This window comes from Peribacillus sp. Bi134, from assembly GCF_918698065.1.
In the GTDB taxonomy this organism is placed as follows: Bacteria; Bacillota; Bacilli; order Bacillales; family DSM-1321; genus Peribacillus.
Genome location: NZ_CAKKLN010000008.1, coordinates 230,704 through 246,912, shown reverse-complemented (window position 1 = coordinate 246,912; position 16,209 = coordinate 230,704). Strand labels below are relative to the sequence as shown.

The 16,209-nt window shown below is 41.5% G+C and carries 13 protein-coding genes; 4 read left to right on the top strand and 9 right to left on the bottom strand.

All coding sequences use genetic code 11. The annotated features are described in order from the left end of the window. Window positions 1–22: 22 nt before the first annotated feature. The 5 genes from LQ188_RS19515 to LQ188_RS19495 form a co-directional block, all read right to left on the bottom strand. The gene (locus tag LQ188_RS19515) at window positions 23–1,441 is read right to left on the bottom strand and encodes an NAD-dependent succinate-semialdehyde dehydrogenase (protein WP_230177880.1); all 1,419 of its coding nucleotides are present in this window, start codon (window positions 1,439–1,441) and stop codon (window positions 23–25) included. Between the two features lie 203 nt (window positions 1,442–1,644). Further along, window positions 1,645–2,913 (bottom strand): dicarboxylate/amino acid:cation symporter, encoded by a 1,269-nt coding sequence (locus LQ188_RS19510; protein WP_230177878.1) that lies wholly within the window; start codon window positions 2,911–2,913, stop codon window positions 1,645–1,647. 228 nt (window positions 2,914–3,141) lie between these two features. After that, the gene (locus LQ188_RS19505) at window positions 3,142–4,053 is read right to left on the bottom strand and encodes a 2-dehydropantoate 2-reductase (RefSeq protein ID WP_101224914.1); all 912 of its coding nucleotides are present in this window, start codon (window positions 4,051–4,053) and stop codon (window positions 3,142–3,144) included. 156 nt (window positions 4,054–4,209) lie between these two features. After that, a complete protein-coding gene (locus LQ188_RS19500) occupies window positions 4,210–4,767 on the bottom strand; it encodes a 3D domain-containing protein (RefSeq protein ID WP_101224913.1) in 558 nt (185 codons plus the stop codon). A 397-nt stretch (window positions 4,768–5,164) separates the two neighbouring features. Further along, window positions 5,165–6,229 carry a M20/M25/M40 family metallo-hydrolase gene (locus LQ188_RS19495; RefSeq protein ID WP_101224912.1) on the bottom strand — a complete coding sequence of 355 codons (1,065 nt, stop codon included), beginning with the start codon at window positions 6,227–6,229 and terminating at the stop codon, window positions 5,165–5,167. Window positions 6,230–6,392: 163 nt separating this feature from the next. On the opposite strand from LQ188_RS19495, the gene LQ188_RS19490 reads away from it, so the two are divergent. Beyond that, the gene (locus LQ188_RS19490; protein WP_048685038.1) at window positions 6,393–6,899 is read left to right on the top strand and encodes a general stress protein; all 507 of its coding nucleotides are present in this window, start codon (window positions 6,393–6,395) and stop codon (window positions 6,897–6,899) included. A 49-nt stretch (window positions 6,900–6,948) separates the two neighbouring features. Here the strand turns inward: LQ188_RS19490 and LQ188_RS19485 are convergent, their stop codons facing one another. From LQ188_RS19485 to LQ188_RS19475, 3 genes are all read right to left on the bottom strand, one after another. Further along, window positions 6,949–8,943: a methyl-accepting chemotaxis protein gene (locus LQ188_RS19485; protein ID WP_230177876.1), complete on the bottom strand. Its 1,995-nt coding sequence runs from the start codon at window positions 8,941–8,943 to the stop codon at window positions 6,949–6,951. A 203-nt stretch (window positions 8,944–9,146) separates the two neighbouring features. Next, window positions 9,147–10,619 (bottom strand): PH domain-containing protein, encoded by a 1,473-nt coding sequence (locus LQ188_RS19480; protein WP_230177875.1) that lies wholly within the window; start codon window positions 10,617–10,619, stop codon window positions 9,147–9,149. Next, window positions 10,619–11,113 (bottom strand): PH domain-containing protein, encoded by a 495-nt coding sequence (locus LQ188_RS19475; RefSeq protein WP_101224909.1) that lies wholly within the window; start codon window positions 11,111–11,113, stop codon window positions 10,619–10,621. Before LQ188_RS19475 ends, LQ188_RS19480 begins: the two co-directional genes overlap by 1 nt. A 234-nt stretch (window positions 11,114–11,347) precedes the next feature. On the opposite strand from LQ188_RS19475, the gene dacB reads away from it, so the two are divergent. The 3 genes from dacB (at window position 11,348) to bluB (ending at window position 14,473) form a co-directional block, all read left to right on the top strand. Next, on the top strand, window positions 11,348–12,838 hold the full coding sequence (dacB, locus tag LQ188_RS19470) for a D-alanyl-D-alanine carboxypeptidase/D-alanyl-D-alanine-endopeptidase (protein ID WP_230177872.1): 1,491 nt from the start codon (window positions 11,348–11,350) through the stop codon (window positions 12,836–12,838). 296 nt (window positions 12,839–13,134) lie between these two features. Then, window positions 13,135–13,740 carry a uridine kinase gene (locus tag LQ188_RS19465; RefSeq protein WP_230177870.1) on the top strand — a complete coding sequence of 202 codons (606 nt, stop codon included), beginning with the start codon at window positions 13,135–13,137 and terminating at the stop codon, window positions 13,738–13,740. Between the two features lie 91 nt (window positions 13,741–13,831). Next, the gene (gene bluB / locus LQ188_RS19460) at window positions 13,832–14,473 is read left to right on the top strand and encodes a 5,6-dimethylbenzimidazole synthase (protein WP_101224907.1); all 642 of its coding nucleotides are present in this window, start codon (window positions 13,832–13,834) and stop codon (window positions 14,471–14,473) included. A gap of 119 nt (window positions 14,474–14,592) precedes the next feature. Here bluB and rpoN read toward each other — a convergent pair whose 3' ends face one another. After that, window positions 14,593–15,936 carry an RNA polymerase factor sigma-54 gene (gene rpoN / locus LQ188_RS19455; RefSeq protein ID WP_230177868.1) on the bottom strand — a complete coding sequence of 448 codons (1,344 nt, stop codon included), beginning with the start codon at window positions 15,934–15,936 and terminating at the stop codon, window positions 14,593–14,595. Window positions 15,937–16,209 lie beyond the last annotated feature (273 nt).

Genomic DNA, 16,209 nt, shown 5'->3' with positions numbered 1-16,209 from the left:
GTTTTCGGTGCGTATAAATAGGTTACAAACCTAAGGAAATATATTTTACTTCCAGGAATTCTTCGATGCCCTGGTGTCCGCCTTCACGGCCGAGCCCGCTTTGCTTGAATCCGCCAAATGGAGCTTGCGGAACGGAAGGAAGTCCATCGTTCAAGCCTACAATTCCAAATTCAAGTGCCTCGGTGAATTTGATGCCCTTTGTGATATTTTCAGTGAAGACGTAAGCTGCCAAACCGAAGATGGAGTCATTTGCCCTCTTGATTGCCTCCTCGTCAGTCTTAAAGGAGGCTATAGGAGCTAGTGGACCAAATGTTTCTTCCTTCATGCAGAGCATGCTGTCATCAATGTTGGACAGTACGGTTGGTTCAAGAAAAAGGCCGCTTATTGATTTACCGCCAGCTTCGAGCTTAGCCCCGCTGCTGATTGCTTCATCTATTTGTTTTTGAACCTTATCCACTGCATTTTGATCGATAAGCGGACCGATATCGACGCCATCTTCCAGTCCGTTTCCTACCTTTAGTTCCTTTACCTTGGCAACGAGCTTTTCGATGAAGGCTTCTTGTATGGCTTCGTGGACATAAATGCGATTTGAACAGACGCATGTTTGTCCTGCGTTACGGAATTTTGAACTGATGATGCCATCAACCGCTTTATTAAGGTCGGCATCCTCAAGAACGATTGCTGGTGCGTGACCTCCGAGTTCAAGCGAGATTTTCTTAACTGTGTCAGCCGAGCCCCTCATAAGGGTTTTGCCGACTTCTGTAGAACCGGTAAACGTCAATTTACGAACCCTCGTATCTTGAAGCCAAGTTTCACCGATTTCTGATGATTTTCCTGTCACGACATTGATGACACCTTTTGGAATGCCAGCTTCTTCAGCTAATTCAGCCATTTTTAAAGCTGTTATTGGAGTCAGGTTTGCCGGTTTAATGACGACTGTGCAGCCGACGGCAAGCGCTGGTGCCACTTTTCTTGTAATCATGGCTGCAGGAAAGTTCCAAGGCGTAATGACAGCTACAACTCCGACAGGCTGTTTAGTCACGAAAAGACGCTTATTGGACACGGAAGCAGGAATCGTTTCGCCGTACACCCGTTTTCCTTCTTCGGCAAACCAAGATAAAAAGCCGTTTGCATATGTCATCTCACCAAGAGCCTCTTTAAGGGGCTTGCCTTGCTCTTCAGTCATGATTTTTGCCAATTCTTCTTTATTATCATCAATCAATCGATGCCATTTCCAAATCAGTTCAGCGCGTTCGTAGACTGAGAGTGCAGCCCAGCCCGTAAAGGCTTCATATGCGGCATCTGCAGCCTTCGCCGCTTCAGGTGCACCGCCTTTAGGAACGGTGGCAACTATTTCATCCGTTGCCGGGTTTCTTACTTCAATTTTATCCAATCCAAAATCCGACCACTCACCGTTAATAAATAATCCGTAATCCTTCATGATAAAACCTCCTAATTTGGTTAAATCCATCAAACTACTAAAACTTTTAACTTTATACTTTTACCTGTTACATAAAAGTATAAACACTTTTCACTGATTCTGAAATTTATTTGATTGGCTATTTATAGAAAATTGGCTAATTGATAGAAAGGGAGCTATACAAAAAAGAGGTGCAAGTTACACACCTCTTCATTAGTGTTCGATTATTTTTCCGATGAGACGGCCACTTCATTCATATCACCTGAGATGGCTTGGTTTGGATTGAATTCACCTTCTGATTTAGAAATGACCACTGTAGCAACACTGTTACCGATTAGATTGGTGATGGCACGTGCTTCAGACATGAAGCGGTCGACTCCCAGTAGTAATGCCATTCCTTCAACTGGAATCATTGGGAAGGCAGCTAATGTTGCAGCAAGGGTAATGAAACCGGATCCCGTTACACCAGCAGCACCTTTGGATGTTAACATCAAGATTCCCAGAAGGGTCAATTCCTGCCAGATGCTTAAATCGACACCATATGCTTGGGCGATGAAAATTGCAGCCATGGATAAGTAGATGGATGTGCCATCAAGGTTGAAAGAATAACCTGTTGGGACAACCAAACCGACTACCGATTTTGAGCAACCGTATTTTTCGAGTTTTTTCATCACGCTTGGCAGGGCGGATTCCGACGAAGATGTTCCTAAAACTAAGAGGATCTCTTCTTTTATATAGGCAATGAACTTGAAAATATTAAAGCCGTACATCTTTGCGATCGAGCCAAGGATTAGTATGATGAATAGTGCCATTGTGATATATACGCTGCCCATTAATTGTCCTAACGAGGTTAAAGAACCAAGGCCAAACTTACCGATTGTATAAGCCATTGCTCCAAATGCGGCCAATGGAGAAACTTTCATGATCATACCTACGATGCCGAAGAAAATGTCGGCAATATGCTGAAAGAAAGAAACGACTGGCTGCACTTTCGGTCCCATTGCCGCCATTGATAATCCGAATAATACGGCAAAGAATAGAATAGGGAGTAAGTCTCCGCCGGCCAGTGCTGCAACGGCATTATCAGGAATGATATTAGAAATGAAAGCAACGGCTCCATGTTCCGTTTCGGAAGCGGCTGTTGTATATTGTGATACATCTCCGCCCTCGACTGAATCGATGTTAAAGCCTTTACCAGGTCCCAGCAGATTGACTACGATGATACCGATGGCAAGTGCGAAAGTGGTAACGATTTCAAAATAGAGCAGGGCCTTTCCGCCGATGCGGCCAACCTTTTTCATATCACCCATACCGCCAATTCCGATTACGACGGTTAAGAAGATGATTGGTGCAATGACCATTTTAATCATTTTAATAAATAAATCAGCTAATATCTTCAGTTGTTCACCGAAAGCAGGGAAGAAGAAACCGACTGTTATACCCAGAATGATACCGATGATGACCTGAACTGTTAGATTTTTTAATATTTTCAAGGTGCATTCTCCTTTATTATATGATAGCGCTTTCTTAACTTGGTAATAGTGTAACAGAAGAAAGAATCAGAATATTCTTTTGGTGATATTGTTTTCTTTTTGTTCTTTTTGGTCTTGGGGATTTTTAATAACTGAAGGGAAGAAGAGGAATTAAAAGTGCCATTAGGATATAGATAGATTACTAAGCTGCAAAAAAAAATACCGGTGGAGCACCGGTATTGGCGAAAATCAATTTTCAAAAGGTTTTATGAGTGCATATAGGGTTCCGATCACAGGAAGTTTCAAACCGGCCTTTTCGGCAAGGCGCAGTGCACCGCCCTGTAAATGTTCCACTTCGAGGGTTAGGCCCTTCCGGCGGTCCTGGTGCATGGAAGAGGTGGATTCGTCAGGTAAACCTGCCATGTTTTCTAACGCTTGAGCAATATTCTCCACAGTAATACTGACGTCATAAGCATTTGCAAGCTCCTTCATTTCAATAAGGACCTTTTCTAGCAATCCATTGGTTTCCGGGAATCTCCGTATCGTGCCGATAGGGAGGTTAGATGCAGTTGTCACACCGGAAAAAGCGGTGATGAACATATATTTGATCCACATCCTGATCAATATATTTTCCGTTCTGCTTGCCTTCATGATAGCTGATCCGGTAGCCTGTTCGAATTCATCACAAACTTTTTTTTGTGACGGATGAAGCGGGCCATAGATTAAATCGTGATTTTCATTGGAGTGAATGACATGACCTTTTTCATCAAGGGTTGCTATGATGAAGGCGCTTCCTCCCAAGACGGCTTCTTCGCCCAGTTCGTCCTGTAAAATGGATACATGTTCCAACCCGTTCAAAAGCGGGAGGACCTTTGCGCCCCTTTCAACAAGCACCTTTAAATCTGTAAGAGTGCCTTGCAGATGCTGGCCTTTTACAGCGAGAATCACAAGATCGACCTTTTCTATATCATTTACATTCTCTGTGATATGAAGGTCGGTGAATTGGTAGTTTCCATGTGGACTGGTTAAGCTGATCCCGTTTTCCTTCAATTGTTTAGCGCGGTTTTTTCGGACAAGGTATTGAACATCCTGCCCGGCCTGCTGCAACCTGCCCCCAAAGTAGGAGCCGAGTGCCCCGGCCCCTATAATGACAATATTCAAAGCGCACACCTCTCTTTTGATTAAGATGTACTAATCATAACATTGACTGAATTTTCGGTAAATGTTTTCCGTTTGACGGTAACTGGTTGTTTAGTTGTTTGCAAGAATGGGAAAAACAAAAAAACAGCCTGAAAGGTTTCAGGCTGGTGTTTATCATTATTTATAGATTTTTACTTTAACGGTTTTTCTGCCCCAATTGATAGCTTTTGAGTGAGAAGAGTAGAAGACGTCAATTTTATTACCTTTGATTGCGCCGCCTTTATCTGCAGCAATGGCATCCCCGTATCCTTCTACATGAACTTTTGTTCCAAGTGGAATGACTTTAGGGTCGACTGAGATTGCTTTTACGTTAGGGTTTTTCTTTAAGTTAAGACCCGATGCTGTAATCCCGCTGCAGCCTTTGCAGTTTGCTGTGTATGCTGTTGCCTTCACCGTGATCGTTTTATATTTTTTTGATGATGATGATGTTTTAGCTTTAGGTTTAGCTGCGGTCGATGTTTTCTTGACCTTTAAAACTTGTTTTGGATGGATGTTATCTTTTTTCAGGTTGTTCCAACTTTTGAGTTGATTGACTGTTATATTATGTTTATTGGCGATACCCCATAGTGTGTCGCCGCTTTTAACTTTGTATGTAGTAGTAGCAGCCGATGAAACTCCGGAAAAACTAAATACCAAAAAGAAAGCAGTGAATAGTGGAAGTAGTATTTTTTTCAAAATGAATAGTCTCCTTTGTTTTAAATCGTAGACTTAGAATAACAGGTCTTTATGACAATAATGTTTCGGTGGAATAGTAATTGTGTTACAAAAAGGTTTCCCTTGATAAATAAATGTAATATAAACTAGGTCAAAAGTACTTATCTAAGAAATGTAAATATATTATTTATTATGTCAGTATAAGCGTATTTTTGTTAAATAGTGTTGATGTAATGGCGTATCCTGTTTAATGAGGTAATATATGGACGTGTAATCCCTGGTTTTAAAGTCCTGTATATTTTGTAAAAAAACAACGTAATAATAGACGATTGAATGCTCTTTATTTTAGTAGGAGAGGATATGCGGAACATGAAAAAAGCCGACATCTATGTGATGCCGGCTTTTTTCATGATTTGGATTAATGTAAAACAAATTCAGAAGCGAAATCGACAAGCATTTTTTGATAGACTGCTACCGATTCAAGATTGACGCATTCCCTATCTCCGTGCCAGTTCTCACCTTTTGGTCCGAATTCAATCGCTGGGATATCATATGCCGCAAAAAAGACGGTATCTGCGGAGCCATGTTGTCCAAAAATGACAGCGTCTTGCTTGGTGTTTCTTTCGATAATCGGACGGAGCAGAGTGATGAATGGGTCTGACTCTTCGGTTTTTACAGGTTTACTGTACATATTAAGGTGGACATTATTTCCTGTCACACTTTCGATCTGAGCAATGATATCTTCCATTGTTTGCGTAGGAAGATAGCGAATATCAAGACTTAGCAAACAGGCATCCGGTACCTTATTATAGACCTCCCCACCTTTTATTTTTGCTAGGTTAAGTGAAGGTGAAGCGTAAAGGGGAGTATGATCCCGGGTGAAAGGAAGTTCCTTTATTTTTTGATAAAGATCATAGGCCTTTTCAATTGCATTCACGCCTTCCCATGGCCGGCTTCCGTGTGCGGATTTGCCGGATACTTCAATATCGATTCGAAGGGCACCCTTTGCCTGGAGCCCGATACCCAATTGCGTCGGTTCAGCACAAATCACAAAGTCCCCTCTATAACCATGTTTCGCTAAATATCCGGAACAGTTCAACCCGCCAATCTCTTCATCCGATACGATCTGAAGCTGGATTTTCAAACCTAAGTCCTTATCCTTCAGTTCGGTAAATGCACACATCATCCCTGCAACTCCAGCTTTCATATCGGCTGTCCCTCGTCCATATAAGTTTCCTTCATGAATCTCAGGGAAAAACTGATCCGGCGTTCCGCTGACAACATCGACATGGCCATTCCAAATTAGGGTTTTATCTCCGCTGCCAATCTCGCTTACAAGCATCTTATAACCGTTATTTACGATCACATTCACGGTAAGTCCTTGATCTTTAAGCCAGTCCGCACAGTAATCAACTGCTTGGTTAGCTCCTTCTTTCGATGAACTGTCGATAGATACTAAATCTTTAAGTAACTCGATGAGCAAAAAGAAAACCTCCTAAAAATATGCATACTATGATTATATATACCCTTTCTGAGAAAGGGTTAACTCAAAATTTTTTTCCTGTTAATTAACGTTTAGCACTTTCATCATCTGGGGTATGTAAAGGGGGAGCGACAATTTACATTCTTTAAGGAGGATGATAGATATGGATAAACGTATAATTGGTGTATATGAAACTGGAGAAGAAGCCATAAAGGCTGTTGAGTCATTACAGGCCCAAGGATATAATCGTGAAGATATTTCAGTGGTAGCTAAAGATAAAGAAGAGTTAAATGCAGTGAATGAAGAAACGGGTACCAAAGTTGAGGAGGGGCTCGCAGCAGGTGCGGCGACCGGAGGTATTTTGGGCGGTGCTGCCGGATTATTAGCTGGTGTGGGAGCGTTGGCGATTCCGGGAATCGGACCGGTACTGGCAGCTGGACCGCTTGCTGCAACATTAGCCGGAGCGGCTGTAGGTGCTGGTACAGGAGGATTGGCCGGTACATTAATCGGTATGGGCATACCTGAAGACGAGGCGAATCGTTATGAAGCGGATGTAAAGAGTGGCAAGCTGCTTGTGTTAGTCGATTCGGATGCGAGAAAATCCAGTTCTTCTTACTCAGGAATAACGGAAACCGATGAAACGCTAACGAACGGTAGAAGAACTCTATAGGTCGTAAGTTAAAAAAGGACGGATCCCTTAGGGCCCGTCCTTTTTTTGATTAGAATGTGAATTTCTTTATTTCTTTGTGCATTTCCTGGGATAGGGCATCCAATTCACTAGCCAGGGCATTTAATTGTTCCATGGAAGCATTCGTTTGTTCCACGGAAGCAGATACTTCTTCAGTTCCCGCTGCAGCTTCCTGACTTATCGAATTTAATTTTTCTGCATTGCCCGCCATCCGTGTGACCTCGTTTACCATATCGTTCATCATCTTTTTGATTTCGTCAAAATTGCTGAATGTGTTCGCGATGATGGATGCAATGTGACTGAAGGCATTTTCCGTATCCGTTACAGAAGTATCCTGAAGATGGATTTTTTGATTGACTTGATCAATCAAATGAACGGTATTGGTTGTATCGGTTTGCATGGCTTGAATGATTTGAGAGATTTCTTTCAGTGAGTTTTCCGTCTGTTCGGCCAATTTTTTCACTTCATCGGCAACGACTGCAAACCCTTTTCCGTGTTCACCAGCCCTGGCTGCTTCGATGGCAGCATTCAGGGCGAGTAAATTCGTTTGTCCTGCAATCCCGCTTATGGTTTTTACGATCACACTAATATCATTGGATCGTGCATCCAATGATTTGACTGCCGTACTCATCTTATTGGATATCAGGGACGTTTCATTGAATTGTTGTTTCAGGCCTTGTACTTGAGTGATTCCGTTTTCGGAAGCCTTGAACATATTTTCGGATTCCGTGGCCATTTTGCCCGTTTGCGCCTCAAGATCATTGATTTTGTCAGCCAATAGCTTTACGGCCATTTCGTTATTCTGCCCGACCTCGATTTGGTCTATGGCACCGGTTGCTATTTGTTCCATCGTCATGGCCACCTCGTTAGCTGCCGCTGAATTTTCATCGGCACTAGCCACTAGCGTCATGGAGGAATCCGATACTTTATCGGAAAGGTTTTTGACAACTCCTAACATATGACTCATATTCCTCGTCATTAAGCTGGTGTCTTCTGCAAGTTGGCCTATCTCATCTTTTCTGGAAATGGAATTCCTGGAGGTGAAATCGCCGTTAGCCATTTTTCTTATGGATTCCTGCAGCTTTTTAATGGGATTTGTTAAAGAACGGGTGATGAAGATGGCAGATAGTGCAGTGACGGTAAAGACAATCAAAAGTGTGATGATATTATCGATTATCATCGGGCTTGCCCGGACTTTCACTTCATTTTCCTCCATTACCCCTGCTATTCTCCATCCAGTGGTAGGATTTGTGGCGTATCCGACGATCCGGCTTTGCCCTTCAAATTCCTCGATCATTGATCCGGATTCACCTTTCATTTTTTTGAAAATATTTTCCTTTGATATATCCTGTTGAATTTTTTCCTTGTCTGGATGTGTAACGAATGACCCTTTCTGATCTAGCAAAACTGTATAGCCCGTTTCGCCGAATTTCGTTTTATTGACCATCGTGATCAATGTATCGATCGAGATGTCGACACCGAGCACGCCTATTAATTCATCACGATCATCATATATGGCTTTTGCTGCCGTAATGACAAGCTCATTCGTAGCCTGATCGGTATAAGGTTCCGTCCAAATGGTCTTGTCTTTTTGTTTTAATGCGGATTGATACCAATCCCTCTGTCTTGGGTCGTAGTCAGCCGGCAATTCAGTTTCTGGGAATATAAATGCTTTTCCATCCTTCTCTGTGCCGAGATATATACCATTTATTTCAGAGTTACTGGTTTGCGTATAAGAAAATTCATCCATTATGGATTCGAGGTTCTTATCATAAGAAATCATGATAGGATATTTACTGATTCTATCCAATTGATTTTCCGTTTTTTGAAAGAAGGTCTCGAAAGAATCGTTCATTGACTTGACTTGTTCTTCCGTCGTTCCGGTAAGTTCCTGGGTCGTCAACTCGATACTATTTTTATAGCTCATGTAGGAAATGGCCATTCCGCTTATCATGATCAAAGCTAAAAAGGGAATCAATATTTGTTTTTTTAGTGAATTAAAATACCAGTCTGTCAGTCTTCTCATTTGGAAAAACCTCCTTCTTATAAACTTCTAATTAATTTTGGCTTCTATTTGATATTTCGGTCTTCTTTCGCGTTTTTGAAGTGATTAAGTTAGAAAATTCCAATATTAATTTTGTCATGAAGTGCAATGGTGGGAAGGGAGTGGGATATAGAGGATAAAAAAAGAGTTGACTGCTGTCGTCAACTCTTTCATTTCAATGATTACTATTCGACTTGGATATTTTTTGTCCTGTCCATATACCATGTGTAAAACTCGTCTGCGTATTCAACTGATACATCTTGGAGCTTTGTATGGTGTACAGGCTTGGAGCGGTTGATCGTTTCAATTGTGGCAAGCCCGAAAAGCTTTTGCAGCTTCGAACGTTCCACCTCAATTTGAATGACCTTGCTCCTTTTGGTTATGAATAGTGATGTTTCCAAACTTCCGGCTTTGAACTGAATGAACTCATCATTTAACAAGTAACGGCTATTTTTGTAATCCATTATTCTCAATGTATAAATGAGAACGAGTAGAATCAGTGAGATATACCATAGGGAGACGTTGAAATAATAGATTGCCAATGTTGTGAGAATCCAGAAAAAGCTGGGCCGCAGCATTCGGATTTTGAAGGCCTGTTTCGATAGTGACTTCATTGACCGTTCCACTTTATAAGCGGGTAAAATCTCTTCTACCATCCCATATGCCCGTTCAATTGATAAAAAAGGATAGAGGGTGTTCGTTTCCAGCTCTTCATCACCGGTGCTTCCTGCACTGATCAGTTTCACTTCTGCCAACCCTAGCAATCTTTTAATGATTGATTGGGTGATTTCGACTGCTTGTACTTTTTCTTTCCGAATGGAAAAAGCAGATTCGTCCAGTACGCCTTTCTTGATATATATGCGCTCATGATTGGATGAAATTTCATATTTTCCATATTTAACGAATGTGGAAACGATTCCGAAGGCAACGGCGACACATATGAGGCCTGCAAAAACGATGGTAATGATCCACCATGAATCCAATAACTTGGCAAGAAACCCTTCGGCATTCTCCAAATCGATAAAATCATCGAGTGTATTATATAACGTAGCCAATATCGGGATAAGAGCCAGGAAGCTGAGTGATGTAAAGGAAGCTTTCAGCACATCTTGTTTGCTTGGCGTGAAATGAATCGTTTTTTCATTGGCTGGTTCCATATCCTCAGCAATTCGTTCTTCGGGAATATCCGCTTCGTTAACCGGAAGTTCCTGTTTTGAAGCATATTCCCCCTCAAGCCGTTCGGCCTCTTTTCGGGAAATCATCTCGAAAGGTACACTACCCTGATCACCTGTCATCCCTGTTTCGAATGTTAAAGAGGTCAATCTGAAAATCTTATGAAATAACGTCGTGCGTTGCTGGACATTCTGAACCTTATGAAGCGGGACAGTTCGATACGATTTTGAGACAAGCCCTGAAGTAATATATAAGGTACCTTCTTTGATTTGGTATTTGTATGTATACCATTTAAGGATGACAGAAATGACTTTCCAAACCAGATAAACTAGAAAGCCGATTTGGAGTACCTTCATATACATCTTTTCAGAACCGAAATTCAAGACATAAAGCATGATTATGAAAAATACATTTCCTTTCAGCAATTTCCAAAATTCGAAAGGGATTTTGATAGGGTGTAATCGTTTTGCTTGTTCTTCCATCATTAATCCACTTCCTTAATTTTTGCGAAATGGGCAATTTTATCTCGTAATTCATACGCTTCCTTCTCGGGGATGGCTGGTATGTCATGAGAGTCGCCCATTGTTCCGATGCTTAGGGAATAAAGGTTGTATTTTCGCAAAAACGGTCCTTGGTTCAATTTGACGGATTGAACCTTCGTCATCGGAATGAGTTCATGCGTTTCACTCCAGGCTCCACGTTTTGTTTGAATGAATTCTTCGTTCACGTCGTAACGCCAATACTTTTGCAACAGTATCGGTTCAATGAAGATGGACCAGATAGCATGGAAAAAAGATAATACGATAAGTCCGTTTAAAATCCATCCAATCCATTCTTTCCAAGTGAAATAATCATCAACAAATAATAGGAAGCCAAGGACGGCGAGGATAATGAGATTGGTAATGGCTTCGGTCATCCGCCACACCTTCACTGATTCTTTGGATATTTTCTTCGTTGGTGGCTGTATCTTGGAATACATATATTCACTCCTTACTATGTCTTTATACTTATACGGATTATCTTGCAAAAAAGTTCCCTATTATAGGTACATGTATAGAAATTGGCAGCCGCATACCATGGAGTGGCGGCCGAATAATCCTGCAGTTTCCCGAGTATGTATAAATAAGGAGTTTTCTAGTGGATCTTTTCTTTTTATATGATCGAAAAATGGACAAGATAGAAGTGGTGAGTTTCTAGAGTGGGAGTGATAGGTTTGACGTATAAAAGGAAGTTGAGTTTTATATTCTTCCTGTTTTTGATTTGTTTTTTTAATGGAGAATCGATGCAGGCTGCGAATGATGATGGAAACCTAGGGCAGGAAATTCAACGAATATTGGAGCATTCGCCAGGACTGGATGGGGCGTTGACGGGAATTTCCATCCGTTCAGCTGAAACGGGGGAAGTGATTTATGAACGGGGGTCGCAAACGAGATTGCGGCCTGCTTCGAACCTTAAGCTTTTGACTGCAGCAGCTGCGCTGGAAACTTTAGGGGAAGATCATGTTTTTCAAACGGAACTATACATAAAAGGAGTGCAGGTTGGCCATGTTCTGCAGGGCAATGTATATCTGAAGGGAAAAGGAGATCCCACATTATTGGAAAAGGATTTTGATGAGCTGGCAGCTTCACTGAAGCACAGGCAAGTTAAGTTCGTTCACGGGGATCTTATAGGCGATGATTCTTGGTATGATGATGTTCGTTATTCCCAAGACTTAGTTTGGAGCGATGAACAGGAATATTACGGTGCAGCCGTTTCGGCTTTAACGGCTTCCCCGAATGAAGATTACGATACCGGTACCATCATCGTGGAAATGACCCCAGCGGAAAAGGCTGGGAAGAGGGCAACGGTGAAGCTGGAGCCTGAAACCGATTACGTGAAGGTCATCAACAAAACGAAAACTGTATCGGCTGACGCTAATAACAAAATTGAAGTTGAACGGTCTCATGGCACACAAGTCATTACGGTGACCGGTACCATTCCGGAGCATTCCGGTGTGACCAAAGAGTGGATTTCTGTGGAAGATCCCACAGAATATGCGCTGAGCCTATTTGAAAAATCAATGAAGAAACATGGAATTAAAGTGTTGGGAAAAAGGAAAAAAGGGAAAACGCCAGTAGGAGCGGACATGATTGCTACTCATCAGTCCATGCCGCTTTCACAGCTGCTTATTCCTTTCATGAAATTGAGCAATAACAGCCATGCCGAGGTTTTGGTAAAGGAAATGGGCAAAGAGGCAGAAGGGGAGGGAAGCTGGAAGGATGGTTTGAAGGTTACTCAAAATCAGCTGAAGAGTATGGGTCTCGATATGCAAACGATCATGATGCGTGATGGATCTGGAATTTCCCAAGTCAATATGATTCCAGCGAATGAAATAACGAAGCTGCTGTATGCCGTTCAGGAAAAAACGTGGTTTCCTGCTTACTTGAATGCTCTACCGATTGCAGGCAACGAAAATCGGATGGTGGGCGGTACGCTTAGAAAGAGGATGAAAGGGACACTTGCAGCCGGGAATGTTCGTGCGAAAACAGGGACGATTTCAGGAACGAGCTCCTTATCAGGTTATGTGACGACCAAAAGAGGGGAAAAAATCATATTTTCAATCATCTTGAATAATTTTGTAGAAGAAAAAGGCATTACGGCAATTCAGGATAAGATAGCCGTAATGCTCGCAGAACAGGAAAACCTATTGGAAAGTGGCCATTAATATCCATGGAAAGCTAAGTTGAAGTTCAGGATATGCGAGAAAAAGGTCGGCATCAACCTAAGCATTTTTATATAGTTACCATGACTGTTAGTGAAACGCCTGTAATCCAAGAGGAGTATACCCTGTCCAGCTTACTTTTATTCGAAGATCCTTAAACGTTTTTTTAGTGATGGACCAAATCTATTTTTTGTTTGAAACTAATAACAGTACCTTCATCTTAGTTTTTTCATTTTATCCTCTCAAGGAAGGAATTTAAGGGAGGATGAATAGAAATAAGTAGTATAGGGGGAATGCTTATGAACTTTCCAACACTTAATGGACCGTATACGATTAGCAGTCTTATAACCAAAATTCACGAAATTTCCAAAGAACGATCTCTCTATATATTGGCCATAGATGGCCGGGGCGGGTCTGGAAAAAGTACACTCGCTGCCCGTATCCAAGCAGAATGTCCGGGCAGCGCGGTCGTACATATGGATGACTTTTATTTGCCATCATCGGATAGGGTTCAACTGCCTCCATCCCAAAAGCCGATTGGAGCGGATTATGATTGGGAACGTGTTTGTAACCAAATCCTGAAACCGCTTACGGAGGGAGGGGAAGGAAGGTATCAAAGGTATGATTGGGAAACGGACACTATGGCCGAATGGCATGAGGTTCCTGCTGGGGGCTTTGTCATAATAGAAGGAACGTATTCTATCCGTAAAGAATTGGCAGGGTACCATGATTTCACGATTTGGGTGGAATGTCCACGTGATCAGCGTTTGAAACGTGGCCTTGAGCGGGATGGTGAAGATGCGCGTCAAATGTGGGAGGATAATTGGATGGTTCATGAAGATCTCTATGTGGGTGCGCAATGGCCTCAAGAAAGAGCGAATCTTGTTGTGGACGGAACGAGATGAATCCGGGGATATTTTAATTGTAAGGGTTTACCTATAAAATAGATTGTATGTTTAGATAAATTTCTGGGGAGCCGGAAACAGGGGGGAAACTATGTTTACTAATGAAGAACAAGCTGCCGTATATAAAGCCATTTATAACCGTAGGGATATCAGGAGTTTTTTGCCAAAGCCAATTGCAAAGGATATACTCCGGAGAATTTTGGATGCTGCACATCATGCGCCGTCTGTAGGATTCATGCAACCTTGGAGTTTCATCGTGATTTCTTCTCAGGAAACCAAGAACAGTTTGGCATGGGCAGCGGATAAAGAAAGAAGGGCACTCGCTATTCATTATGAAGGAGGTAAAGAAAATAAGTTTCTTAGTTTGAAAGTGGAAGGGTTAAAAGAAGCACCATACACCATTTGTGTTACATGCGACCCGACACGGGGCGGCTCCCATGTTTTAGGGAGGAACTCCATTCCGGAAACCGATATTCTATCCACAGCCTGCGCAATTCAAAATATGTGGCTGGCTGCCTGTGCGGAAGGATTGGCAATGGGGTGGGTAAGCTTTTATAAGAAAAATGATATTCGTGATATTTTGGAGATTCCGCCGCATGTAGAACCCGTTGCACTCCTGTCGATTGGCTATACGGATCAATATCCGGATAAGCCCATTCTTGAACTTGCTAATTGGGAAAAAAGAAGGCCGATGGATGAACTTATTTTCGAGGATAAATGGGGTAATAAATAAAACGATATATTAATATTCCAAAACTTTTTATTAAGCTCTGGTTCAGGGCTTTTTGGTTGTGATGAAGACATAAAAGACTCTTACGAAAGATACATCTTTTGTAAGAGTCTTTTTTTCAGTTAAAACCTGCGCCGTTTTGAAGATCCCGGTATACCGAGATCTTCACGGTATTTTGCAATAGTACGGCGGGAGATCTTCGTTCCTTCATTTTCGAATATTTGACAAAGTTTCTGATCTGAAAAAGGCCTTATCTTATCTTCATCGGCAATCAATACCTTTATTTTTTCTTTGATGGTGGTCGTTGATTCGGTTGCTTGGCTGTTCACGCGGTGTAACCCTCTAGTAAAGAAGTTCCTTAGTTTAAAGAGGCCATGCGGCGTCTGGATGTATTTATTGCTCGTCGCCCTGCTGATCGTTGATTCATGAAGCTGAAGTTTTTCCGAAATGTCTTTCAGTGTCATAGGTTTTAATCCAGTAATTCCCTTCATGAAAAACTCTCGCTGTTCGTCCACGATTGATGCTGTCACTTTATAAAGTGTCATTTGCCTTTGCTCAAGCCCTTTTAAAAGTAATTGGGCATCATTTATGTGCCCCTTTATATAATCTTTAGCTGGATTAACTGAATTCATAGCAACGTGGTTCTTGTAGAAAGGATTGATGGAAAGTTTAGGCATGCAGCTATTGTTGACCGTTATCAGAAAACCTTCTTTATCTATTTCCACGTAAACATCCGGAATTATGTAATGAGTCATATCATTGGAAAAGTGACTGACTGGACGCGGGTTTAACGTACGGATGAAATCCGAGGCCTCTTGTACTTCCTGAACGGTCACCTGGTAAAGACCGGCAATTTTCCTGTAGCGTTTTTCTGCTAAATCCGTTAAATGCTTTTTAACGATCTTATACGCCAATTCATTGTAATCCTCATGCTCACGCAGCTGAATGAGTAAACAGTCGGTCAGATCTTTAGCCCCGACTCCAATGGGGTCAAGGGACTGCAATACTTGAATCATATTTTCGATTTCTTCCACGGACACGGAAAAATGAGAGGCAGCCCAATTGGCATCCAATTCAAGAAATCCATATTCATTTAAGTTCCCAATCAAGAATTGGAGAATTCTCTTTTCAAATGCTTTCAACGAACTTAGTAAACTCAATTGTTCCAGTAAATGGCTTTCCAGTGTTTCTGTGTTGATTGAATAATTATTGATAGGGTTGTAATCATTGTCTCCGTTAAAACTTTTACTTTTATAGGACCGTATCTGAGAATTTATTTTATGTGTATGAATGCTAGATTCAGAAAATGATGCGAGGGGTTCTTTAAAGCTAATTTCGAGAACGGGATTTTCGTAAGCCTGTCGGTTCAGGAAATCATTCAGTTCATGGGAGGAATATTGAAGGATATTGATTGATTGCTGTAATTCAGGTGTTAATGACAATTTCAATGTTTGTTTTTGGTACATTTCAAATCCTACCTGCATATATATCAACTTCTTTCGTTTAGATTAACATAGCGGTTCAAAAGGAATGAAAAAATATTAACATGATAATAATACAAATCTTCCGAAAATTCAACATTGTGTGTCAGGTTTTGTAACATCAATTAGAAAATAAAGAGGGGGATTCAAAAATTTGTGTAAATTAAGATTTAATTTAATGAATGGGAGTCGAGTGATCCAAATTCGAATCAAATGATTTGTGTATGAATTAACACGCGCTCCTAATGATTCACTTAT